23 protein-coding genes are annotated in these 23,347 nt (G+C 71.4%); 19 read left to right on the forward strand and 4 right to left on the reverse strand.

Features of this window, described 5'->3' with window-relative positions:
• Positions 1-67 precede the first annotated feature (67 nt).
• Together ACT80S_RS13685 and ACT80S_RS13690 are read left to right on the forward strand one after the other, a co-directional pair.
• Positions 68-709: a flavin reductase family protein gene (locus tag ACT80S_RS13685; protein ID WP_377416666.1), complete on the forward strand. Its 642-nt coding sequence runs from the start codon at positions 68-70 to the stop codon at positions 707-709.
• Between the two features lie 103 nt (positions 710-812).
• The gene (locus tag ACT80S_RS13690; protein ID WP_377416668.1) at positions 813-1,907 is read left to right on the forward strand and encodes a maleylacetate reductase; all 1,095 of its coding nucleotides are present in this window, start codon (positions 813-815) and stop codon (positions 1,905-1,907) included.
• An 85-nt stretch (positions 1,908-1,992) separates the two neighbouring features.
• On the opposite strand, the gene ACT80S_RS13695 is transcribed toward ACT80S_RS13690, so the two are convergent.
• Positions 1,993-2,922 (reverse strand): LysR family transcriptional regulator, encoded by a 930-nt coding sequence (locus ACT80S_RS13695; protein ID WP_377416670.1) that lies wholly within the window; start codon positions 2,920-2,922, stop codon positions 1,993-1,995.
• A 140-nt stretch (positions 2,923-3,062) separates the two neighbouring features.
• On the opposite strand from ACT80S_RS13695, the gene ACT80S_RS13700 reads away from it, so the two are divergent.
• The 4 genes from ACT80S_RS13700 to ACT80S_RS13715 are packed head-to-tail and all read left to right on the forward strand — an operon-like array spanning position 3,063 to position 5,625.
• Positions 3,063-3,395: a Dabb family protein gene (locus ACT80S_RS13700; RefSeq protein ID WP_377416672.1), complete on the forward strand. Its 333-nt coding sequence runs from the start codon at positions 3,063-3,065 to the stop codon at positions 3,393-3,395.
• A gap of 26 nt (positions 3,396-3,421) precedes the next feature.
• The gene (locus ACT80S_RS13705; protein WP_377416674.1) at positions 3,422-4,027 is read left to right on the forward strand and encodes a nuclear transport factor 2 family protein; all 606 of its coding nucleotides are present in this window, start codon (positions 3,422-3,424) and stop codon (positions 4,025-4,027) included.
• Between the two features lies 1 nt (position 4,028).
• Positions 4,029-5,003 carry a Bug family tripartite tricarboxylate transporter substrate binding protein gene (locus ACT80S_RS13710; protein WP_377416676.1) on the forward strand — a complete coding sequence of 325 codons (975 nt, stop codon included), beginning with the start codon at positions 4,029-4,031 and terminating at the stop codon, positions 5,001-5,003.
• Between the two features lie 37 nt (positions 5,004-5,040).
• Positions 5,041-5,625 carry a malonic semialdehyde reductase gene (locus ACT80S_RS13715; RefSeq protein ID WP_377416678.1) on the forward strand — a complete coding sequence of 195 codons (585 nt, stop codon included), beginning with the start codon at positions 5,041-5,043 and terminating at the stop codon, positions 5,623-5,625.
• 16 nt (positions 5,626-5,641) lie between these two features.
• Here ACT80S_RS13715 and ACT80S_RS13720 read toward each other — a convergent pair whose 3' ends face one another.
• Positions 5,642-6,526 (reverse strand): LysR substrate-binding domain-containing protein, encoded by an 885-nt coding sequence (locus ACT80S_RS13720; protein WP_377416680.1) that lies wholly within the window; start codon positions 6,524-6,526, stop codon positions 5,642-5,644.
• Between the two features lie 147 nt (positions 6,527-6,673).
• Here ACT80S_RS13720 and ACT80S_RS13725 point away from each other — a divergent pair, with 147 nt between their 5' ends.
• The 9 genes from ACT80S_RS13725 (at position 6,674) to ACT80S_RS13765 (ending at position 16,277) form a co-directional block, all read left to right on the forward strand.
• Positions 6,674-7,567: a dioxygenase family protein gene (locus tag ACT80S_RS13725; protein ID WP_377416682.1), complete on the forward strand. Its 894-nt coding sequence runs from the start codon at positions 6,674-6,676 to the stop codon at positions 7,565-7,567.
• A gap of 79 nt (positions 7,568-7,646) precedes the next feature.
• Positions 7,647-8,459 carry a citryl-CoA lyase gene (locus ACT80S_RS13730; protein WP_377416684.1) on the forward strand — a complete coding sequence of 271 codons (813 nt, stop codon included), beginning with the start codon at positions 7,647-7,649 and terminating at the stop codon, positions 8,457-8,459.
• On the forward strand, positions 8,456-9,613 hold the full coding sequence (locus ACT80S_RS13735; protein WP_377416686.1) for a CaiB/BaiF CoA transferase family protein: 1,158 nt from the start codon (positions 8,456-8,458) through the stop codon (positions 9,611-9,613). Before ACT80S_RS13730 ends, ACT80S_RS13735 begins: the two co-directional genes overlap by 4 nt.
• Positions 9,610-10,614 carry a Bug family tripartite tricarboxylate transporter substrate binding protein gene (locus ACT80S_RS13740; RefSeq protein WP_377416688.1) on the forward strand — a complete coding sequence of 335 codons (1,005 nt, stop codon included), beginning with the start codon at positions 9,610-9,612 and terminating at the stop codon, positions 10,612-10,614. The genes ACT80S_RS13735 and ACT80S_RS13740 overlap by 4 nt, the downstream gene beginning before the upstream one ends.
• 23 nt (positions 10,615-10,637) lie before the next feature.
• On the forward strand, positions 10,638-11,630 hold the full coding sequence (locus ACT80S_RS13745; protein WP_377416690.1) for a Bug family tripartite tricarboxylate transporter substrate binding protein: 993 nt from the start codon (positions 10,638-10,640) through the stop codon (positions 11,628-11,630).
• Positions 11,631-11,691: 61 nt separating this feature from the next.
• Positions 11,692-12,888, forward strand: a complete 1,197-nt coding sequence (locus ACT80S_RS13750; protein WP_377416692.1) for an amino acid ABC transporter substrate-binding protein — start codon at positions 11,692-11,694, stop codon at positions 12,886-12,888.
• A gap of 19 nt (positions 12,889-12,907) precedes the next feature.
• The gene (locus ACT80S_RS13755) at positions 12,908-13,768 is read left to right on the forward strand and encodes a branched-chain amino acid ABC transporter permease (RefSeq protein ID WP_377416694.1); all 861 of its coding nucleotides are present in this window, start codon (positions 12,908-12,910) and stop codon (positions 13,766-13,768) included.
• Between the two features lie 33 nt (positions 13,769-13,801).
• Positions 13,802-15,571, forward strand: coding sequence for a branched-chain amino acid ABC transporter ATP-binding protein/permease (locus ACT80S_RS13760; RefSeq protein ID WP_377416696.1), 1,770 nt, complete (start codon positions 13,802-13,804; stop codon positions 15,569-15,571).
• Positions 15,564-16,277 carry an ABC transporter ATP-binding protein gene (locus ACT80S_RS13765; protein WP_377416698.1) on the forward strand — a complete coding sequence of 238 codons (714 nt, stop codon included), beginning with the start codon at positions 15,564-15,566 and terminating at the stop codon, positions 16,275-16,277. The genes ACT80S_RS13760 and ACT80S_RS13765 overlap by 8 nt, the downstream gene beginning before the upstream one ends.
• Positions 16,278-16,328: 51 nt before the next feature.
• On the opposite strand, the gene ACT80S_RS13770 is transcribed toward ACT80S_RS13765, so the two are convergent.
• Entirely contained in the window at positions 16,329-16,928 is a 600-nt protein-coding gene (locus tag ACT80S_RS13770) for a glycine zipper 2TM domain-containing protein (RefSeq protein WP_377416700.1), read from the reverse strand.
• 213 nt (positions 16,929-17,141) lie between these two features.
• On the opposite strand from ACT80S_RS13770, the gene ACT80S_RS13775 reads away from it, so the two are divergent.
• Positions 17,142-18,203, forward strand: a complete 1,062-nt coding sequence (locus ACT80S_RS13775) for an efflux RND transporter periplasmic adaptor subunit (protein ID WP_377416702.1) — start codon at positions 17,142-17,144, stop codon at positions 18,201-18,203.
• Between the two features lie 9 nt (positions 18,204-18,212).
• A complete protein-coding gene (locus ACT80S_RS13780; RefSeq protein WP_377416704.1) occupies positions 18,213-21,500 on the forward strand; it encodes an efflux RND transporter permease subunit in 3,288 nt (1,095 codons plus the stop codon).
• A 4-nt stretch (positions 21,501-21,504) separates the two neighbouring features.
• On the opposite strand, the gene ACT80S_RS13785 is transcribed toward ACT80S_RS13780, so the two are convergent.
• Entirely contained in the window at positions 21,505-21,975 is a 471-nt protein-coding gene (locus tag ACT80S_RS13785; protein ID WP_377416706.1) for a YqaA family protein, read from the reverse strand.
• 96 nt (positions 21,976-22,071) lie between these two features.
• Between ACT80S_RS13785 and dusB the strand changes: the two genes are divergently transcribed.
• Positions 22,072-23,112 carry a tRNA dihydrouridine synthase DusB gene (dusB, locus tag ACT80S_RS13790; protein WP_377416708.1) on the forward strand — a complete coding sequence of 347 codons (1,041 nt, stop codon included), beginning with the start codon at positions 22,072-22,074 and terminating at the stop codon, positions 23,110-23,112.
• Positions 23,109-23,345, forward strand: a complete 237-nt coding sequence (locus tag ACT80S_RS13795; protein ID WP_377416710.1) for a Fis family transcriptional regulator — start codon at positions 23,109-23,111, stop codon at positions 23,343-23,345. The genes dusB and ACT80S_RS13795 overlap by 4 nt, the downstream gene beginning before the upstream one ends.
• Positions 23,346-23,347: the final 2 nt, after the last annotated feature.

The following is a 23,347-nucleotide window of genomic DNA, read 5'->3' on the forward strand; positions in this document are numbered from 1 at the left end:
ACCTAGACTGGGCGCCGCCTTGATTTTTTGCAGGCGCGGCGCCCGGCCGCGCCAGGACCGGAATCCCATGACGGAAGTCAACTTCGACGACATCACCAGCTACCAGCGCTACAAGCTGATGGCCAGCCTCATCGTGCCGCGGCCGATCGCCCTGGTGACCACGCTGAGCGCGCAGGGCGTGGCCAACGCCGCGCCGTTCTCGATGTTCAACATGATCGGCGAGGACCCCCCGATCCTGATGATCAGCATCAACCGCCTCGACGACGGGCGCCTCAAGGACACGGCGGCCAACATCCTCCAGAACGGGGAGTTCGTGGTCCACATGTCCGACGAGCCGATGGCCCAGAAGATGCACGCCTGCGGGGAGAGCTTCCCGCCCGACGTGAGCGAGCTGGCCGCCGTGGGGCTGACCCCGGTGCCCTCGCGCTGCGTGGCGCCGCCCCGCATCCGGGAGGCGCCGATCGCCTTCGAGTGCGTGCTGCACGAGACCCTGGAGACGCCCAGCCGCTACGTGTTCATCGGCCGCATCAAGTGGCTGGCCGCGCGCGACGGGCTCGTCGACACCCAGGCCTGGCGCGTCAACCTGCGGGACTACCGCCCCATCGCCCGCTTCGGCGCCAGCTTCTACACGCGCACCGACGACCGCTTCTCGCTGGCCGACCAGGCCCACCAGGCGGCGCCGGTCTCCACCCCGATCGACACGCTCTGAGGCCGTCCGGGCCGGCCCGTGTTCCATCCCGCGCAAAACTGATTTCCGGCTGCGCGCGTGCGGCCGGCCGGCGCGGTGCGGGGCTTGCCGCTACGCTGGCGCCATGGACCAGAAGGACTTCGTCTTCATCGGGCGGCCCGCCCGCGTGATCTTCGGCAACGGCAGCCTGCGCCACCTCGAGCGCGAGGTCGACCTCGTCGGCGCGCGGCGCGCGCTCGTGCTGTGCACCCCGACCCGGCGCGACGAGGGCGAGCGCGTCGCCGCCCTGCTGGGGGCGCGCTGCGCCGGCCTGTTCGACGCGGCGGCGATGCATGTGCCGATCGAGGCGGCGCGGGCCGCCCGCGAGATGGCCGCGCGCCTGGGCGCAGACTGCGCCGTCGCCATCGGCGGCGGCTCCACCATCGGCCTGGGAAAGGCCATCGCGCTGGAGTCCCCGCTGCCGATCGTGGCCATCCCCACCACCTACGCCGGCTCGGAGATGACCACCATCTTCGGCATCACCGAGGCCGGCGTGAAGAAGACCGGGCGGGACGAGCGTGTGCTCCCGCGCACCGTGATCTACGACCCGCAGCTGACCCTGGGCCTGCCCGCGCGGGTCAGCGTGACCAGCGGCATGAACGCCATCGCCCATGCGGCCGAGGGGTTCTACTCCGTCAACACCAACCCGGTGATCGACCTGATGGCGCAGGAGGGCATCGCCGCCTTCGCCCGGGCGCTGCCGGTGATCGCCCACACCGCGCCCGGCACCGGCGGCGAGCACGGCGAGGCGCTGCTGCAGGCGCGGCGCGACGCGCTCTATGGCGCCTGGCTGTGCGGCACCGTGCTGGCCAGCGTGGACATGGCCCTGCACCACAAGCTGTGCCACACCATCGGCGGCAGCTTCAACCTGCCGCATGCGGAGACGCACACCGTGATCCTGCCGCATGCCCTGGCCTACAACGCCCCGGCCGCGCCCGGGGCCATGGCACTGACCGCGAAGGCCCTGGGCGGGCGCGCCTCGGCGGCGCGCGCCGCCTTCGACCTGGCGCGCGACAACGGCGCGCCGGTGTCCCTGCGCGAGCTGGGCTTCCAGGCCGGGGACCTGGACCGCGCCTGTGACCAGGCGATGCAGAACCAGTACCCGAACCCGCGCCCGCTGGAGCGCGCAGCGCTGCGCCAGCTGCTGCAGGACGCCTTCGAGGGCCGCCGGCCGGACTGAGGGGGAGGGCGGCGCGGGCCGGAGCCGGTGCCGGTGTCGGTGCCGGTGTCGGTGCCGGGGCCGGGGCCGGGGCTCGCCCGGCGGCTCAGGCCGTGTTCCAGCGCTGCGTCCACTTGCGCGCGTAGTCCTCGCGCTCGAAGTGTTCCGCCATGAAGTCGATGAAGCTGCGCACCTTGGCCGAGAGGTGCTTGCGGCTCGGGTAGGCCAGGTTCACCGTCAGGCGCGGCAGGTCCCAGTCGTCCAGCACCGGGACCAGGCGGCCGGCCATGATGTCCTCGTACAGGATGTAGGTGGGCTGCACCAGGATGCCCATGCCCGAGAGGGCGGCGGCGCGCAGCACCTGGCCGTCGTTCGACTCGAGCAGGCTGCGCACCGTCACCGACTGCTGCTGCCCGTCGCGGGTGAAGCGCAGCTCGTGGGGGTTGTTCGCATGCGAGTAGATCAGCATGCTGTGGCGCTGCAGGTCCTCCAGCGCGCGCGGCGTGCCGCGCCCCTGCAGGTAGCCGGGTGAGGCGGCGAGGATGCGGCGGGTCTGGCTCAGGCGGCGGATGGTCACATTGGAGTCCGGCTCGAACTCGCGCGTGCGGATCGCCACGTCGATGTTGTTGTCGATGATGTCGAAGTAGCGGTTGGCCACCTCCACGTGCACGCTCACCTTGGGGTAGCGGCGGGTGTAGGCGTCCAGCAGCGGCGCGATGTGCTGCACCGAGAACGACAGCGAGGCCGTCACCCGCAGCGTGCCCTGCGGGTCGAGGGCGGCGGCGTTGACGGTTTCCTCCGCGTCCTTCAGGTCGGCCAGGATGTTGCGGGCGCGCCCGTAGAACTCGCGGCCGGTGTCGGTCAGGTACAGCCGGCGCGTGTTGCGCTCCACCAGCCGCACGCCCAGGCGCGCCTCCAGGGCGGCCAGGTGCCGGCTCGCGGCGGCATTGGACAGGTCCAGCGCCTCGGCGGCGCGGCTCAGGCTGCCGGTCTCGGCCACCTGCACGAACAACTCCATCTCGGTCCAGCGGTCCACGTCGTCTCCAGCGGGGGCGGCCGGGCCGCGCCCCTCGTTCTCTTGTTCCGCTGCATGGAAAAGTCATTTGCAGCGGCGTCGTTTCGCAAATTGTGACGCGCTTCTAGAGTCGGCCCCCATCCGCATTCCGCAACGACGCCATGACCGACACCCCGCGCCCCGACCGGCCCATGCGCCACATCGTGATGTGGAACGTGCGCGGCGAGACCCAGGCGCAGAAGGCCGCCCACCTCGATCGCCTGCGCGCCAGCTTCGAGAGCCTGCGCGGGCGCGTGCCCGGCCTGCTTCGGCTGGAGGTCGGCGTGGACACCAGCCGCGTCGACTACGCCTGCGACGTGGTCCTCTACACCGAGTTCGACAGCCAGGCTTCGCTGGACGCCTATGCCAGCCACCCCGAGCACCTGCGCGTGAAGCAGGAGCTGGGCGACATGCGCATCGCCCGCCACCAGGTCGATTACCCGGCGCAGGCCTGAGCCCCCGCACCCCCCACGGAGACCCCATGACCGATACCTTGCAAGAGGAACTCCTGATCCGGCGCACCATCGAGCGATGGGCCGTCTGGCGCGACGCCGGCGACTGGGAGCGTTTCGCCACCGTGTGGCACCCCGACGGCGTGATGATGGCCACCTGGTTCCAGGGGCCCTTCCGCGACTTCATCCGCGTGACCCAGGAGGGCTGGGCCAAGGGCGTGAGCATCCTGCACTTCCTCGGGGGCTCGGCCATCGAGGTGAACGGGGACCGCGCCATCGCCCAGACCAAGATGACGATCTCGCAGCGCGGCATGGTCGAGGGCGTGGCCTGCGACGTGGTGTGCACCGGCCGCTTCTACGACTTCGTGCAGAAGCACGAGGGCGAGTGGAAGGTGCTGCACCGCCAGCCGATCTACGAGAAGGACCGCATCGACCCGATCGATCCCTCGGCCCGGCTGGTGCTGGACATGGAGGCGATCGCGCAGTTCCCGGTGGGCTACCGGCACCTGGCCTACATCCAGACGCGCATCGGCTACAACGTCAAGCGCGACATGCCCATGCTCACCGGGCCCGAGGTCGAGGCCCTGTACGCCCGCGGCGCGCGCTGGCTCGCCGGCGGCCCCCTGGAGCGCTGACATGGACCGCCGTCGCTTCTCCGCCCTGGCGGTGGCCGCCGCCGGCTCCCTGGCCCTGCCCGCGGCGCGCGCGCAGGCCTACCCCGCGCGCCCGGTGAAGGTGGTGGTGCCGCAGCCGCCCGGCGGCGGCTTCGACTTCGTCGGCCGCCTGCTCGCCGACCGCCTCGGCAAGCTGATGGAGCAGCCCTTCGTGGTGGAGAACCGCCCCGGCTCCGGCACCCTGGTGGGCACCGACGCGGTGGCCAAGGCCGCCCCCGACGGCTACACGCTGCTGGTGGGTTCGGTCTCGAACATCGCCCTCAACCCCGGCCTGTACCGCAACCTGCCGTATGACAGCCTGCGCGACTTCGAGCCGCTGGGCCTGGCCGTGGCCTACAGCTACACCCTGATCGCCCGCAAGGACCTGCCCCTGGCCTCGCTGCGCGACGTCATCGCCCACGCGCGGGCCAACCCCGGCAAGCTCAGTTATGCCTCGGGCGGCGTGGGCTCGGGCCAGCACGTCCTCGCCGCGGTGCTGTGGAAGCAGGCCGGCGTGGAGTTGAACCACATCCCCTACCGCGGCGCGCAGGCGGCCTACCAGGACCTCCTGGGCGGGCGTGTCGACCTGTTCTTCGACCTCAGTCCCACCGCCCGCCCGCAGGTCGAGGCCGGGCACGTGAAGGCACTGGCCGTCTCCGGCACGCAGCGCAACCCGATGCACCCCGAGGTGCCCACCGTGACCGAGACCGGCGTGGCGGCGATCGACCTGGAGTCCTGGTTCGGCCTGTTCGCGCCGTCGCGGACGCCGGCGCCGGTACTCGATCGCCTGCGCGCCGAACTGGGCAAGGTGATCGCCGCGCCCGACGTGGTGGAGACCTTCCGCAAGGCGGGCGGACGGCCGCTCTCTCTGGCCGCCGCCGACACCCGCGCGCTGGTGCAGGGCGACGTGGTGCGCTGGACCCGCCTGGTCCAGGACGCCGGCGTCCGGGGTGAATAATCGGCACCGTTCCAACCACCCTGACCCCCTGACCGACATGACCATCAACCAAGAAAGCTTCGACCGCCTGTTCTTCAAGGCCCGCTCCGCCAACGGCTTCATCGACAAGGCGGTGCCCGCCGAACTCCTGCGCAAGGTCTACGAGACCGCCAGCATGGCGCCCACCTCGATGAACACCCAGCCCACGCGCTACGTGTTCCTCACCACCCCGGCCGCCAAGGAGCGCCTGATCCCCACGCTGTCGCCCGGCAACGTGGACAAGACGCGCTCGGCCCCCGTCACCGTGATCGTGGCCACCGACACCCGCTTCTACGAGTTCATGCCGCAGATCTGGCACCGCGAGGGCGCCAAGGAGAACTTCGAGGCGAACCCGGCGCTGGCCGCCGCCACCGCCAACCGCAACGGCACGCTGGGCGGCGGCTACTTCATCCTCGCCGCGCGCGCCCATGGCCTGGACTGCGGCCCCATGAGCGGGGTCGACCTGGCCAAGGTGAACGCCGAGTTCTTCCCGGACGGCCGCTGGCAGGCCAACTTCCTGATCAACCTGGGTTATGGCGACGACAAGCTGCTGTACGACCGCAACAAGCGCCTCGCTTTCGAGCAAGCCTGCCAGGTCCTCTGAGGGACCCCGCGGGGCCTCAGTTCGCCAGGCCCACGGCGTTGCGGATGATGTCCGCGAACTGCCGCACCGCCGGCGACTTCACCGCCCCGCGTTTCCACAGCAGGCCCGGCGTGCGCACCGGCGTCGGGTCTTCCAGCGGGATCACGCGCAGGTCCGCGCTGGGCTCCACCGCCGTCTCGGTCACGATGCCGGCCAGCTGCGTCTGGCGCACCAGGGCCAGCATCGGCGCGATGGAGTTGAGCTGCGCGGCCACCACCACGCTGGCGCCGGCGGCCTGCAGGCAGTCGTCGATCAGCTTTCGCGTGGCGAAGCCCTCGGGCAGCATGACCATGCGCACCTGGTGCAGTTCGGCCATGCGCACGCGCCGGCGCCGCGCCAGCGGGTGGGCCGGGTTGACCACCAGGCGCAGTTCCTCGGTGTACAGCGGCTCGAACCACAGGTTCGTGTCCCCCTCGGGCCGGTAGGAAACGGCCAGGTCCAGCCGGTCGCCCTCCACCGCCTCGGCGATGGCGGCGGCCGTGAGTTCCTCCACCACCACCTCGTGGTCCGCATGGTCGGCCAGGAAGGCCGAGACGCAGCGCGGGATCATGCGCGTGTTGAAGCTCGGCGTGGTGCCCACGCGGATGCGCCCGGTCATCGCGCCGCCGGACTCGCGCACCGCCTGCAGCCCGCGGTCGATCTGCGCCAGCGCCGGCGCCATGTGGCTGCGAAGCAGCTCGCCCGCCTCGGTCATGCGCACCCGCTTGCCCACGCGGTCGAACAGCGTGATGCCCAGTTCCTCCTCCAGCTGCCGGATCTGGTGCGACAGCGTCGACTGCGTCACGTGCAGGCGCTGCGCGGCGCGCGTGAAGTTCAGCGTCTCGGCGACGGCGTCGAAGTACCGCACATGGCGAAGTTCCATGGGTTTTCCCTGAGGAGGCTCGGATGATTGATGGCATCGATCGTATGCGTCGAAATAAGTCACTTCCCATCGGTGAAACCCGACCCTAGACTGACTCGCAACAGGCCACACCAAGAGCCCGCGGACCCCGACAACAGGAGACAAGAGATGCGTCAATACGCCGCCACGGACCTCGCGCAGGCCGTCATCGACCGCATGACGGACTGCAAGGACCCCCGCTTCAAGCAGGTGATGACTTCGCTGGTGAAGCACCTGCATGCCTTCGTGCAGGACGTCGACCTGCGCCCCGAGGAGTGGATGACCGCGATCCAGTTCCTCGCCGACACCGGCCACATGTGCGACGAGAAGCGCCAGGAGTTCATCCTGCTGTCCGACACGCTGGGCGTGTCCATGCTGGTGGTAGCCCTGGACCAGGCCCGCGGCGCGGCCAGGCACCAGCCCGCGCCCGGCGAGCAGCCGCCTACCGAGGCCACCGTGCTGGGCCCGTTCTACTGGGAGGGCGCGCCCGTGGTCACCGCGGGCACCGACATCGCCGAGGGCATGGCCGGCGCGCGCGCCTGGTACCACGGCCGTGTCACCGACACCGCCGGCAAGCCGGTCGCCAACTGCCGCCTCGACGTCTGGTCCGGCGACGACGAGGGCTTCTACGACCTGCAGAAGGGCCAGGACGCGCCCATGCAGCTGCGCGCCACGATGTACACCGACCAGGACGGCCGCTACAGCTTCTGGTCCATCCGCCCCAACTACTACCCGGTGCCCGACGACGGCCCGGTGGGCAGGATGCTGCGCCTCATGGGCCGCCACCCCAACCGCCCCGGCCACATGCACACCTGGCTGCGCGCCGAGGGCCACGAGCCGCTGGTCACGCACCTGTTCGTCTCGGACAGCCCCTACATCGAATCCGACGCCGTCTTCGGCGTGCGCGAGAGCCTGATCGTGGACTTCAAGGAGCATCCCGCAGGCCAGGCGCCCGACGGCCGCCAGCTGCAGCAGCCCTGGTACGAGTGCCAGTACGACTTCCGGCTCGTGCCCTCGGCCTGAGCCCCGGAGCCCCTCCGTCCGGGGCCGGCGCTCGCAGCGTCGCGCCACGGGTCCGTCCATTCTTCGCGGGAGAACCCACTTGAAAATCGGCAAGGCCACCACGCCACGCTCGGCCATCTGCACCTCGAACGAACACCGCATCGTGGTGCGGGGCGCCAACCTCACCGAGGAACTGATCGGCCGCATCAGCTTCACCGACTACTTCCACCTGCTGGTCACCGGCCGCCGCCCCGACGCCGCCGCCAGCGCGGTGCTCGACGCCACCCTGGTGGCGATCGCCGAGCACGGCCTGGTGCCCAGCGTGCAGGCCGCGCGCATGACGCTGGCCGCCGCACCCGACGCCCTGCAGGGCGCCGTGGCCGCCGGCATCCTGGGCTGCGGCTCGGTGATCCTGGGCGCCTCGGAGACGGCGGGCCGCATGTTCCTGGAGATCGAGCAGGCCGCCGCCAGCCAGGGCGGCGACATCCAGGCCGCCGCCCGCGCGGTGGTGGCCGAGCGGCGCGCGCGCCGCGCGCCGATCCCGGGCTATGGCCATCCCGAGCACAAGACCCTCGACCCGCGGGTGACCCGCCTGTTCGAGGTCGCGCGCGCTGCCGGCGCCAGCCAGAAGTACGTGGGGATCGCCCAGGCCGTCGAGGCCGTGATCCCCGAGGTGGTGGGCAAGGAGCTCAAGCTCAATGTCTCGGCGGCCATCCCCGCGGTGCTCCTGGACGTGGGCTTCCCGGTCAATGCGCTCAAGGGCGTGCCGATGCTGGCCCGCGTGGCCGGCCTGATCGGCCACATGACCGAGGAGTACGAGGACCCGATCGGCTTCGCCCTGTCGTACCAGGCGGTGCGCGAGTACGAGTACACCGGCGGGCTGCCCGCCGGGGAGCGTGGGGGCCAGGCATGACGGCCCCGCGCCCCCTGCAGGACGTGCGCGTCGTCGAGCACGGCACCTTCATCACCGGCCCGGCCGCGGGCATGATGCTCGCGGACCTGGGCGCCGACGTCGCCAAGGTCGAACTCCCCGGCTCGGGCGACCCGTTCCGCGCCTTCAAGGGCGGCCTCTACAGCCCGCACTTCCAGACCTACAACCGCAACAAGCGCAGCGTGGCGCTGGACACGCGCCTGCCGGCGGACCTGGAGGCTTTCGACGCCCTGATCCGCGACGCCGACGTCTACATCCAGAACTTCCGCCCCGGCTTCGCCGAGAAGATCGGCGCCGGCGAGGAGCGCCTGCGCAAGATCAACCCGAAGCTGATCTACTGCGCCATCAGCGGCTTCGGCCCCGACGGCCCCTACGTCGAGCGCCCGAGCTACGACTCGGTGGCCCAGGCCTACGGCGGCCTGCTGCGCCTGCTCGTGAACCCGAAGGACCCGCGCGTGGTGGGCCCCGCGATCGCCGACGCCATGACCGGCATCTTCGCCGCGCAGGGCATCCTGGGCGCGCTGCACGAGCGCCATGCGACGGGGCAGGGCCGGCGCGTGGAGATCTCGATGTTCGAGGCCATGGCCTACTTCAACATCGACGCCTTCCAGCACCTGTTCTCCGCGCAGGAGGTGATGGACGCCTTCAGCCGCGCCCGCGTCTCGCAGTCCTACGTGCTGGAGTGCGCGGACGGCAAGTGGATCGCGCTGCACATGTCCTCGCCCGAGAAGTTCTGGCAGGGCCTGGCCAAGGCGATGGAGCGGCCCGACATCTTCGAGGACGAGCGCTTCGCCAGCCGCGTCGCGCGCATCGGCAACCAGGACGCGCTGATCCCGGTGCTGGCCGGCATCTTCAAGAAGCATGACCGCGCCGAGTGGTGCCGCCGCCTGGTGGCCGAGGACGTGCCGCATGCGCCGATGTACGCCACCGACGAGGTCCCCGACGACCCGCAGGCCAGGCACCTGCAGCTGTTCGTGGAGGCCCGCCACCCGGTGATGGGCGAATTCCGCACCGTGCGCCCGCCGGTGACCTACGACGGCGTGCGCGACCTCGAGGTCGTGCCCCCGCCCGTGCTGGGTGAGCACACCGAGGAACTGCGCCACGGCTGGTCGCCGCGCCGCAAGGAGTCTGCATGAGCGCCCCGATGAACGCCCGCCGTGACTGGCTCCTGAAATCTGCGGCGCTCGCCGCCGGGCTCGCCCCGCTGGGCGTGCCGCTGCTGGCGCGCGCGCAGGCCGCCGGCGACTTCCCCTCGCGCCCGCTGCGCATGGTGGTCCCCTTCGGCGCCGGCACCACCACCGACATCGTGGGCCGCGCCATCGCCGAGGGCCTGGCCCGGCCCCTGGGCCAGCAGGTCGTGGTGGAGAACCGCGCCGGCGCCGGCGGCTCCATCGGCTCCGACGCCATCGCCAAGGGCCCGGCCGACGGCTATGGCCTGGTCATGGGCACGGTGGGCACCCACGCGATCAACGCCACCCTGTTCCGCAAGCTGCCCTACGACCCGCTGCGCGACTTCGCGCCGCTGGCCTTCGCCGGCTACACCCCGACGCTGCTGGTGGTGGCCGCGAATTCCCCGATCCGCACGCTCAAGGACCTGGCCGACAAGGCCCGCGCCGGCGGCGTGACCTTCGCCTCCGCCGGCAACGGCACCTCCGGCCACCTGGCCGGCGAGCTGCTCAAGGTGCGCCTGGGTGGCGACATGGTGCACGTGCCGTACAAGGAGGGCGGCCAGGCCCTCACGGACGTGATGGGCGGGCAGGCCGGCTTCATGTTCTATCACCCGGCCGCGGTGCTGCCCCACATCCGCTCGGGCAAGCTGCGCGCGCTGGGCGTGTCCAGCGCGCGGCGCAGCGCCGCCGCGCCCGACGTCCCCACCATCAGCGAGCAGGGCTACGGCGATTTCGACCTGGTCGCCTGGTTCATGCTGTACGCGCATGCCGCCACGCCCGCGCCGGCGCTGGCCAGGCTGCGCGAGGCCTGCGCCCAGGTGCTGGCGCAGCCCGAGATGGTCGCCAAGCTCGGGGCCCAGGGCCTGGAGCTGCGCGCCATGAAGCCGGACGAACTCGTCGCCTTCAACCGCGCCGAGATCGCCAAATGGGCCGAGCTGGTGCGCCGCTCCGGCGCCCAGGTGGATTGACCTTCAACACGCAGGAGGACTTCATGCGTTCCAGTCTGAACAAGCGCGATTTCCTGAAGGCGGCCGGCGCCACGGCCGCCGCCGCCGTGGCGCCCGGCCTGGCCCGGGCCCAGGCGGGGTTCCCGAACCGGCCGATCAAGGTCATCGTGCCCTACGCCGCCGGCGGCACCACCGACATCGTCGGTCGCCGCATGGCGCAGCGCATGTCCGAGCTCCTGGGCCAGCCGGTGGTGGTGGAGAACCGCACCGGCGCCAACACCGCCATCGGCGCCGAGGCGGTGGCCAAGTCCGCGCCCGACGGGCACACGCTGCTGTTCACGAACGACGCCACCTTCGTCGCCAACCCGGTGCTGTACCCGCAGCTGTCGTACAACGTGCAGCGCGATTTCGTGCCGGTGGCGCCCGTCACCTACGTGGCCCTGGCCCTGGCCGTGGCCGGCAACACGCCGGCGAACGACATGAAGGAGCTGATCGCCTACATGCGAAGCCGCAAGGACCTGAGCTACGGCTCCTTCGGCGCCGGCAGCCAGCCCCACCTGATGGGGGAGATGCTGAAGAAGCTCACCGGCGCGGACCTGGTGCACGTGCCGTACCGCGGCGCCGCGCCTGCCATCACCGACGTGATGTCCGGCCAGATCCTCCTGACCTTCCCCGCCTTCCCCACCATCCAGGGCCACCTGGGCAGCGGCAAGATCAAGCTGCTGGCCGTCAGCGGCGACAAGCGCGTGCCGGCGGCGCCCCAGGTGCCGACGCTCACCGAGGCCGGCCTCAAGGAGATGGACATGGGCGCCTGGTACGCCTTCCTCGCGCCGGCCGGCACGCCGCGCGACGTGGTCGCGAAACTGAATGCGACCGTCAACACCATCCTCGCGGACAAGGAGTTCGTCGAGAAGAACATGACCAGCCAGGGCATGGCGCCCATGGTCATGAGCCCCGAGCAGATGGCGGCGCTGATCCGGTCCGAGACCGCCAGCACCGCCGACTATGTGAAGAAGTCGGGCGCGCGGGTGGAGTGATCCATCGGCCGACCCGGACCCCAGAGCGACCCTGCGAAAACAACCACCGAAGGAGACAACCATGCAAGCATCCCGTCGAAGCGTCCTCACCGCGGCAGCTGCCGCAGCGGCCGCGACCGTCCTGCCCGCCGCCGCGCAGCAGGCGCCGATCCGCATCGGCAGCACCCTGGCGCTGACCGGCCCCCTGTCGCAGACCGCGCTGACGCACAAGCTGGTGGGCGACATCTACATCGAGCAGCTCAACGCCCGCGGCGGCCTGCTCGGTCGCCGGGTGGAGTGGATCGTCAAGGACGACCAGTCCAAGCCGGACCTGGCCCGCACGCTCTACGAGCAGCTGGTCACCTCCGACAAGGTGGACCTGCTCATGGGCCCCTATGCCACCGGCGCCATCCTCTCGGCGATGGGCGTGGCGCAGCGCTACGGCAAGGTTCTGGTGCACCACACCTTCGGCATCCCGTCGCTGGCCAAGTACGACATGCAGTTCCCCGCCTGGTCGCTCGGCGCCAACCCGCAGGAGACGGTGCCCAACACGCTGTTCGACGCGCTGGCCGCCTCGCCGAAGCCGCCCAAGACGATCGCCATCGTGACCAGCAAGTTCCCCTCGATCCACTTCATGTCCCTGGGCGGGCGCGAGGTGGCGAAGAAGCGCGGGCTGCAGGAGGTGCTGTTCCTCGAGTGGGAATTCGGCAACCGCGACTTCGGCCCGATCGCTGCGCGTGTCAAGGATGCCAAGCCCGACCTGGTCTGGATGGGCGACATCGGTCTCGAGGGCAACATGCTGCTCGACGCGATGAAGAAGATCGACTACACGCCGCCGCTGCACTTCCACCTGTACCCGGCGCCCGGCCCGATGTCCAAGGCCGCCGACGGCAACAACGCCCTGGCGGTGACCATCTTCGAGGAGCACGCGCCCTTCACCAGCAACCCGGTGGCGGCCGCCTTCGTGAAGGTGTTCAACGAGCGCGCCACCAAGGCGGGCCTGCCCGAGACCAGCGTGGAGGTGCAGGCCGCGGCGTCCTATTCCGCCTGGCAGATCCTGGAAGCCGGCGTGCGCGGCGCGGGCAACCTGGACGACAAGGCCATCGCCGCCTGGCTGAAGGCCAACCAGGTCGACTCCATCCACGGCCGCCTGCGCTTCAACGGCCCGGGCAACTACGGTGACGACCTGATGAAGATCAAGCAGGTGCAGAACGGCAAGTGGAACGTGGTCTGGCCGCGCGCCTCCGCCGCCCCGGGCGCCACCCTGCAGGTCCGCTGAAGCAAGAGGAGCCCCTGGCATGACCTTGCCCAGCCTGAACCTGCTGCTGCAGTCCATCCTGTCCGGCATCTTCATCGGCAGCCTGTACGGGCTGATCGGCCTGGGCCTGGGCCTGACCTGGGGCCTGCTGCGACAGATCAACCTGTCCCACTTCGGCCTGGTGTTCCTGGCCGCCTACCTCGGCTACCACCTGGCCACGGTGTGGCAGATCGACCCCCTGGTGGGCCTGGTGGTGCTGCCGCCGCTGTTCTTCCTGATCGGCGCCGGCATGCAGTGGGTGCTCTCGCGCTTCGCGATCACCCCGTTCAACTCGCTGCTGGTGACCTTCGGCGTCACCGTGGTGCTCGAGAGCGTGATCCAGGGCATCTGGACGGCGGACTTCCGCAAGCTCGAGTCGCACTACGCGGACATGAAGTTCACCGTCGGCTCGCTCTACGTGCCGGTGCCCGAGCTGATCACCCTGGTGCTGGCCGTGGCGATCTCCGTCGGCATCTGGGCGGCGATGCGCTTCACCGACCTGGGCAAGGCGCTGCGCGCCATGGCCGAGGACGGCGCCATCGCCCGCGCCTACGGCATCAACGAGAAGCGCCTGTCCCTCGTGCTGGCCGGCGTCTGCGCCGCGCTGGCGGCGGCGGCGGGGGTCTGCCTCGCGCTGACCTTCACGCTCACGCCCTCGCAGATCTTCGCCTGGGTCGGCGTGGTCTTCGCGGCGGTGATGATCGGCGGGCTGGGCAGCCCCCTGGGCCCGCTGCTGGCGGGCATCCTGATCGGGGTGAGCGAGGCGGTCACCATGGCCGTCACCTCGCCCTCGTGGGCCCCCATCGTCTCCTTCTCCCTGCTGATCGCGCTGCTGCTGCTGCGCCCCGGCCGCCTGCGCTGAGCGCGGCGCCATTCCCCACGACGAGACACACGCATGAACCGAACGGTCGTCGCCCTCCTCGCCGCCGGTGCGGCCCTGGCCAGCGTCCCCTGGCTGGGCCTGCCGCCTTTCTACGAGTCCCTCCTGTACCTGGTGTGCCACTGGATCATCCTGGCGGTGTCCTGGAACATCCTGTCCGGGTACTCGGGGTATTTCTCCTTCGGCCACGGCGCCTTCTTCGGCGTCGGCATGTACTGCGCGGCGGTGTTCGCCGGCAAGCTCGGGTGGCCCTTCCTGGCCTCGCTGCCGATGGCGGCCCTGGTCTCCGCCGGGCTGGGCGTGGCCCTGGGCGCGGTGGTGTTCCGGGTCAAGTCGGTGCGCGGCGAACTGTTCGCGCTGCTCACGCTGGCCATCACCTTCGTCATCGCGACCATCGTCATCAACACGCCCATCGACGGCGGACCCGGCGTCTACCTGAACGCGGTCGAGATTCCCAAGCTCGGGCCCAGCCAGGCCTCCTCCATCTACCTGATGGCGGTGGCGGTGGCCACGGTCACCGTGCTGGCCGGCTGGAAGGTGCAGCGCTCCAAGCTCGGCACCGGCCTGTTCGCGATCCACGACGACGAGGACGTGGCCGAGGTCATGGGCGTGCCCACCTTCCGCTACAAGCTGATGGCCCTGGCCCTGTCCTGTGCGCTGGCCGGCCTGGCCGGCGCCATCCACGCGCTGTTCGTGCAGTACGTGACGGTGGGCGAGACCTTCAACATCACCGTGCCGCTGACCGTGGTCCTCATGAGCATCCTGGGCGGCAGCCGGCACTGGGCCGGCCCGGCGCTGGGGGCGGTGTTCATCACCGGCCTGCTGTACTACTTCACCGCCGGCAACAGCCCGCTGCTCGGGAAGGCCGCCGTCGGCGTGGTGCTGGTGGTGGTGATCCTGTTCATGCCCGAAGGCTTCATGGGCTGGATCCAGAAGCGCTGGCCGGCGCGGCGCGCGGGCGCCCCGGCGGGCGCACGCACCGACGACGCGCAGATCCCCAACACCGTCGCCCCCGGCGAGGTGCTGCTGCGTGCGCGCGGCCTCGGCAAGCATTTCCGCGGCGTGCGCGCGCTGGACGGCGTGGACCTGGATGTGCGCCGCGGCGAGATCCTCGGCCTGCTGGGGCCCAACGGCTCGGGCAAGTCGACCTTCATCAACGTGGTCAGCGGCCACTTTCCGCCCACCATGGGCGAGGTGGAGTTCGAGGGCCGGCGCATCGAGAGCCTCACGCCGCACGAGATCGCCCATGCGGGCATCGCCCGCACCTACCAGATCCCCCGGCCCTTCCCCCACCTCACGGTGCTGGAGAACGTGGCCCTGGTCGCCCACTTCGGCAGCGCGGGCCTGACCCGCGAGCAGGCCGAGCGCGAGGCCTGGACCTGGCTGGAGTTCACCGGCCTGGCCGAGAAGGCACACAGCCTGCCCGACGACATCAACCTGCACCAGCGCAAGTTCCTCGAGCTGGCGCGCGCGCTGGCGGCGCGCCCGCGCCTGGTGCTGCTGGACGAGGTGCTCTCGGGCCTCACGCCCGGCGAGATCAACGAGGCGATCGAGCTGATTCGCAAGATCCGCGACCGCGGGTCCACCATCGTCTTCGTCGAGCACGTGATGCGCGCCGTGATGGCCCTGGCCGACCGCGTCGCCGTGTTCAACCAGGGCAAGCTGCTGGCGCTGGGCCTGCCCCAGGACGTGATGAACAACCCCGAGGTGATGAGCGCCTACCTCGGGACCGCGGCCACGCCCGCAGACACTGCCAACGACGCCCGGGAGGTCGCCCATGCTTGAAGTCGATGCCATCTCGGTGCGCTACGGCGCCGCCCCGGCGCTGTGGGACGTGAGCCTGCGCGCCGGTGACGGCGAGCTGGTCTGCGTGGTCGGCCCCAATGGCGCGGGCAAGACCACCCTGATCAACGCCATCGCCGGCCTGCACCGCGTCAGCGGCGGGCGCCTGCGGTTCCAGGGCCAGGACATCACCGACCTGCCGGGCCACCGCTTCTGCAGCGCCGGCATCGCCATCGTCCCCGAGGGCCGGCGGCTGTTCACGCAGATGACGGTGCGGGACAACCTGGAGCTGGGCAGCTACATCCCCGGCGCCAAGGCGCATCGGGCGCGCAATCTGGAGCGTGTGCTCTCGCTGTTTCCGGCGCTGGAGGCCAAGCTGCACCAGCCCTCGGGCTCGCTCTCGGGCGGTCAGCAGCAGATGGTGGCGATCGGCCGCGCGCTGATGGCGCAGCCGGCGCTGCTGCTGCTGGACGAGCCCTCGCTGGGCCTGTCGCCGCTGGTGGTGCAGGACATGTTCCGGGCGATCCGCGAGGTCAACGCACAGGGCACGGCCGTCCTGCTCGTGGAGCAGAACGTGCACATGGCGATGTCCCTGGCGCAGCGCGCCTACGTGGTGGAGGAGGGCCGCATCGTGGCCGACGGGCCGGCCAGCGAGCTGCTGGAGCGCCCCGAGATCCAGCGCGCCTACCTGGGCCTGGAGGCGCACTAGGCCGGGCCGGCGCCCCGCGGCGCGCCGTGCCCGCAGGCGCGCCTGGCTCGCTCAGGGGCGGGCCAGGCCGTTGCCGGACTTCTTCACCAGGTCGCCGGCCTTGTAGCCGGGGTCCTGGGCGAACTCGTACTGCGCGGTCTGGTTGCCGGCGAAGGTCACCCCCACCACCCACACCGTGTGGGTGCGCACCTTCTTCTCGATCTCGCGGCCCGCATAGGCGCCGGCCGCCGCGCCGCCCAGCGTGGCGATGTCGCGGCCGCTGCCGCCGCCGATCTGGCGCCCGAGCAGCGCGCCACCGATGCCGCCGGCGATCAGGCCCGCCGCGGTCGGCTCGCCTTCCTTCTCGCGTGTGGTGACCGAGGTGACGCGGCCGCAGTCGGCGCACAGGGCCTCGGCCTTGGCGGCGCCCTTGGCGCCCGTGCTGGCGCCGGCGCGGGCCTTGGCATCGGCCACCGCCTTGTCGTATTCGGTCTTGGCGTCGCGCTTGCACTGCAGGCGGCCGGCCGAACTGGCCTCGCTGTTGCAGATCTGCAGGTCCGCCTGGTAGCGGGCCGACAGCTCCTTGCTCTCGGCGGCGGTCTGCGCCCCGGCGTGGGACAGGGCGGCCGAGAGGCTGCAGGCGAGCAGGGTGAGGGTCAGGCGGGATGTCATGGCTTCTCCTTGAAAGGTCGTGCCGGCTTCTGGGTCGGCTTTCATCTCAACCGTTTTTCTACGCCGAAGGTTGACAAGGCTCAAGGCAGAAGAACTTTGTTGCTCAACCATGCAGTTGGCAACAAGGGTGGGAAATTTCCCTTCACTTGCATATTTGCACAATCATGCAAATAATAGGCCGCTGATATGAAGCCCGACCCGGAGGACCGACCGATGAAGACGCCCCTGACCCTGCGCGCCGCCGTCCTGGCCGCGGCTGCCGCCCTCTTAGCGATGGCGGTGCCCGCCCGCGCCGCGGAGCTGGCTGCCGTCGTCGTGCAGCCGGGCGCGGGCACCGCCAGTTCGGTGTTCGACGGCTCGGTCGAGGCGGTGCGCCAGACCACCATCGCGGCGCAGGTCGCCGGCGCGGTGGTGCGCCTGGAGGTCCGGGCGGGCGACCGCGTCGCCGCGGGCCAGGTGCTGCTGGAGCTGGACGCGCGCGCCGCCGAACAGGCCGCCGCCGCCAGCGACGCCCAGGTGCAGGCGGCCCGCGCCGCGCTCGATGTCGCCACCCGGGAGTTCGAGCGCCAGAGGCGCCTGCACCAGCAGCAGTACATCAGCCAGGCGGCCCTGGACCGGGCCGAGGCCGAGTTCAGGTCCACCCAGGCCCAGGTCAACGCGCAGTTGGCACAGGCCGGCGCGGCCCGTACCCAGAGCGGCTTCTACCGGGTGCGGGCGCCCTATGCCGGCGTGGTCGCCGACGTGCCGGTGACGCTGGGGGACATGGCCCTGCCGGGCCGTCCCCTGGTCACCGTCTACGACCCGGCCGCCCTGCGCGTGACGGCCGCCGTGCCCCAGAGCGTGGCGGCGCGGCTGGCCCCGGGCCTGCTGCCGCGGGTCGAGGTGCCCGGCGCGGCGCAGGCGCCGGCGGTCACGCGGGCCCAGGTGCTGCCCACGGTGGATCCCTCCACCCACACCGTGCAGGTGCGGGCCGACCTTGCCGGCGGCGCCCCGGCCGCCCCGTTGTCGCCCGGCATGTTCGCGCGCCTGTGGCTGCCGGTGCCCGCCGCCGGCGCCACCGCGACGGCCGCCGCCGCCAGCCCGCGCGTGCCGGCGCAGGCGGTGGTGCGGCGCGGCGAGCTCACCGGCCTGTACGTGCTGGACGCCCAGGGCCGGCCGGTGCTGCGCCAGGTGCGCCTGGGCCGCGCCGAGGGCGGCCAGGTCGAGGTGCTGGCCGGGCTCGCGCCGGGCGAGCGCGTCGCCACCGACCCGCAGGCCGCGGCGCGCGTGCGCTGAGGAGGGCCGATGGACAGGAACGACACCCGCATGGGCCTCTCCGGCCGCATCGCCGCCTTCTTCCAGGCGGCGCGGATCACGCCGCTGCTGGCCCTGGTGGCGCTGCTGCTCGGGGTCTTCGCGGTGGCGGTCACGCCCCGGGAGGAGGAGCCGCAGATCAACGTGACCATGGCCAACGTGCTCATTCCCTTCCCCGGCGCCGGCGTGAAGGACGTGGAGCAGATGGTGGCCGGGCCCGCCGAGCAGGTGCTGGCGCAGATCTCGGGCATCGAGCACGTGATGTCGGTCTCGCGCCCCGGCCTGGCGGTGCTGACCGTGCAGTTCAAGGTGGGCGTGCCGCGCACCGAGGCGCTGGTGCGCCTGCACGACACCCTGCGCGCCCATGCCGACTGGCTGCCGCGCGGCCTGGGCGTGGGCGAGCCCCTGGTCAAGCCCAAGGGCATCGACGACGTGCCCATCGTTGCCCTGACCCTGCATGCGGCCAACGCCACCCCCTTCGACCTGGAGCGGGTCGCCCACGCGGTGGAAGCCGAGATCAAGCGCGTGCCCGGCACGCGCGAGGTCACCACCCTCGGCGGCCCGGGCCGCGCGGTGCTCGTGGAGATCGACCCGGCACGCATGGCCGGCGCCGGCGTCACCGTGGCCGACCTGCGCGGCGCGCTGCAGTCCGCCAACCAGGGGCTGCCGGTGGGCGAGCTGGTCGCGGGCAACCGCGCCGTCGCGGTGGAAGCCGGCCCCTTCCTGGCCAGCGCCGCGGAAGTCGCCGACCTGGTGGTCGCCGCGCGTGGCGGCAAGCCGGTCTTCCTGCGCGAGGTGGCCTCGGTGCGCGACGGCGCGCCGCCGGCCGCACGCTACGCCTGGCACGGCACCGCGGCGCGCGACGGCCGCCCGGCCACCGAGTCGCCGGCGGTGACGATCGCCGTGACGAAGAAGCCCGGGGAGAACGCCATCGACGTGGCCGACGCGGTGATGCGCCGCGTGGACCTCCTGCGCAACACCGTCATCCCGGCCGAGGTGCAGGTGGCCCAGGTCCGCAACTATGGCGCCACCGCCGACGACAAGGCGCAAAAGCTGATCCAGAAGCTCATGTTCGCCACCGCCTCGGTGGTGGCCCTGGTCTTCATCGCCCTGGGGCGGCGCGAGGCGGCCATCGTCGGCACGGCGGTGGTGCTGACGCTCACCGTGACCCTGTTCGCCTCCTGGGCCTGGGGCTTCACCCTGAACCGGGTGTCGCTGTTCGCGCTGATCTTCTCCATCGGCATCCTCGTGGACGACGCCATCGTGGTGGTGGAGAACATCCACCGGCACCAGCAGCTGCACCCGGGCCGCCCGCTCACCGCGATCATCCCTGCGGCGGTGGACGAGGTCGGCGGCCCCACCATCCTGGCGACGCTGACCGTGATCGCGGCGCTGCTGCCGATGGCCTTCGTCTCGGGGCTGATGGGGCCGTACATGAGCCCGATCCCGATCAACGCCAGCCTCGGCATGCTGCTGTCGCTGGCCATCGCCTTCGTCGTCACGCCCTGGCTGGCGCGCCTGTGGATGAAGGCGGTGCCGGCCGGGGAGGGCCGTGCCGGCGGGGCGGCGGCGGGCCATGGCGGACCTGGCCATGACGGCGCACACGGCGCACACGGCGGCCTGGCTGCGCGCCTCGCCCCGCTGGCCGGGCGCGTCTTCCGCCCGCTGCTGGACCCGCGCACCGGCGCACGCAGCCGCCGCCTGCTGGGGCTGGGCGTGGCCGGGCTGATCGCGCTCTCGCTGCTGCTGCCGGCCACCGGCCTGGTGCTGCTGAAGATGCTGCCCTTCGACAACAAGTCGGAGTTCCAGGTGGTGGTGGACCTGCCCGCCGGCACCCCGCTGGAGCAGACCGCCGCCGTGCTCCAGGCGCTGGGCCGCCACCTGGCCACGGTGCCCGAGGTCACCGATTACCAGGCCTACGCCGGCACCGCCGCGCCGATCAACTTCAACGGCCTGGTGCGCCAGTACTACCTGCGCGCCGGCAGCGAGCAGGGCGAGCTGCAGGTGAACCTGGTGGACAAGGCGGACCGCAAGGCCCAGAGCCATGCCATCGCCACCCGCGTGCGCCCGCAGCTGCAGGCCATCGGCCGGCGCTTCGGCGCCAACGTGAAGGTGGTGGAGGTGCCGCCCGGCCCGCCGGTCCTCGCGCCCCTGGTGGCCGAGGTCTACGGCCCCGAGGCCGAGGGCCGCCGCGCGGTGGCGCGCGCAGTGCGCGCCGTGTTCGAGCGTCACGAGGGCGTGGTCGACGTGGACGACAGCAGCATCGCCGACGCCCCGCGCACCCTGCTGCTGGTGGACCGCCGCAAGGCCGCCAGCCTGGGCGTGAGCCAGGCCGACATCGTGGCCACGCTGCGCGCCGGCCTGGCGGGCGAGGCCGCGGCCTGGCTGCACGACCAGTCGAAGTACCCGGCGCCGGCACTGCTGCAGCTGCCCGCCGAGCGCCATGGCGACCTCGACGCGCTGCTGGCCCTGGCCGTGCGCGGCGCCAGCGGCCGGCTGGTGCCGGTGCGCGAGCTGGTCACGGTGACCGACACGCTGCGCGAGCAGCCCGTCTTCCACAAGGACCTGCTGCCGGTCAACTACGTGGTGGGCGACATGGCCGGCCGCCTGGACAGTCCCCTGTACGGCATGTTCGCCATGCGGCCGCAGCTGCTCGCCCTGCCCACGCCCGGCGGCGGCACGCTGCAGGAGGCCTTCATCCGCCAGCCCGAGGACACCCTGCGCGACTACGCGATCAAGTGGGACGGCGAGTGGCAGGTGACCTACGAGACCTTCCGCGACATGGGCGCGGCCTACGCGGTGGGCCTGGTGCTGATCTACCTGCTGGTGGTGGCGCAGTTCGGCAGCTATCTCACGCCGCTGGTGATCATGGCGCCGATCCCGCTGACGATCATCGGCGTCATGCCGGGCCACGCCCTGCTCGGGGCGCAGTTCACCGCCACCAGCATGATCGGCATGATCGCGCTGGCCGGCATCATCGTGCGCAACTCCATCCTGCTGGTGGACTTCATCAACCTGCAGGTGCGCGCCGGCGTGCCGCTGGAGGCAGCCATCGTGCAGTCGGCCGTCACCCGCGCGCAGCCCATCGTCCTCACCGGCCTGGCCGCCATGCTCGGCGCCTTCTTCATCCTGGACGACCCGATCTTCAACGGCCTGGCGATCTCGCTGATCTTCGGCATCCTGGTGTCGACGGTGCTGACGCTGGTGGTGATCCCGATCCTGTACTACATGGCCTGGCGCCACCGCCTGGATGCCATCACCGGCGCGCCCGCGCCGTGAGGCCTCAGACCGGGAAGAGGTGCAGCAGGGCGACGGTCATGACGACGTAGCGCAGGAACTTGCCCACCAGCATGTACCCGACGCAGGGCCAGAAGGGCATGCGCAGCCAGCCGGCCACGGCGCACAGCGGGTCGCCCACCGCGGGCAGCCAGGAGAGCAGGCAGGCCTTGGGGCCGAGGCGCTCGAGCCAGTCGAGCGCGCGCACGTGCACCTTGGAGTGCTTCCACTTGTCCAGGACCTGGTGGGCCTCGTAGCCCATCCACCAGTCCAGCATGCCGCCCAGGGTGTTGCCGGCGGTGGCCACCAGGATGGCTGGCCAGAACAGGTCCGGGTTCAGCCTGAGGAGCCCGAACAGCACCGGCTCGGACCCCATGGGCAGCAGGGTCGCCGAGACGAAGGCGACGACGAACAGCGTGCCCAGGCTGAACTCCGGCAGGGCGAGCAGCGCGAGCAGGGATTGGAACCACGCATCCATCGCGCACGAGTATAGGGATCCGGCCGCCGCACCCCCCGGCCCGGACCCACTACAATCGTGCCTCATTTTTCAGCAACGACGCTCCCCGCCTCCCCCATGAACATCGGCCCGCATGTCCTGGCGAACAACCTGTTCGCGGCGCCGATGGCCGGCGTGACCGACCGGCCCTTCCGGCAGTTGTGCCGCCAGTTCGGGGCGGGGTACGCGGTGAGCGAGATGGTCACCTCGCGCAAGGACCTGTGGAACAGCCTCAAGACCTCGCGCCGCGCCGACCACACCGGCGAGCCGGGCCCGATCGCGGTGCAGATCGCCGGGACCGACGCGCCGATGATGGCCGAGGCCGCTGCCTACAACGTGCAGCGCGGCGCGCAGATCATCGACATCAACATGGGTTGCCCCGCCAAGAAGGTGTGCAACAAGTGGGCCGGCTCGGCGCTGATGCAGGACGAGGCCCTGGCCGTGTCCATCGCCCGCGCCGTGGTGCAGGCCTGCGAGCCGCATGGCGTGCCCGTCACGCTCAAGATGCGTACCGGCTGGTGCGACGCGCAGCGCAACGCCGTCACCCTGGCGCGCGCCTTCGAGGCCGAGGGCGTGCAGATGCTCACGGTGCACGGGCGCACGCGCGAGCAGGGCTACAAGGGGCAGGCCGAGTACGACACCATCGCCGCGGTGAAGGCCGCGGTGAAGGTGCCGGTGGTGGCCAATGGGGACATCGACTCGCCCGAGAAGGCGCGCGAGGTGCTGGCCCGCACCGGGGCCGACGCCCTCATGATCGGCCGCGCCGCCCAGGGCCGCCCGTGGATCTTCCGCGAGGTCGGCCACTTCCTGGCCACCGGCACCCACCTCGCCCCGCCCCTGGTGGCCGAGGTGCGGCGCCTGCTGCTGGCGCACCTGCAAGACCACTACGCGCTGTACGGCGAATTCACCGGCGTGCGCAGCGCGCGCAAGCACATCGGCTGGTACGTGCGCGGCCTGCCGGGCGGCGAGGCGTTCCGCGAGCGGATGCTCGTGCTGGAAGACAGCCAGGCGCAGTGGCAGGCCGTGGCGGACTACTTCGACGAACTCGGTGCGTCGACCGACCGCCTGCCTGCCGTCAACACACAACGACAAGCCCACACCAGCGTGGAGGACGCGTGAGCAAGAAACACATCGAGGAATGCGTGAGGACCAGCCTGGAGGGCTACTTCCGCGACCTGCGTGGAACCGAACCCGACGGCATGTACGAGATGCTGGTCAAGGTGGTGGAAAAACCCCTGCTGGAGGTGGTCATGGCCAAGGCCGACCAGAACCAGTCGCGCGCGGCCGACTGGCTGGGCCTCAATCGCAACACCCTTCGCAAGAAACTCGTGGAGCACAAGCTCCTGAAATAAAG

It is taken from the genome of Ramlibacter sp. MAHUQ-53 (assembly GCF_052600055.1).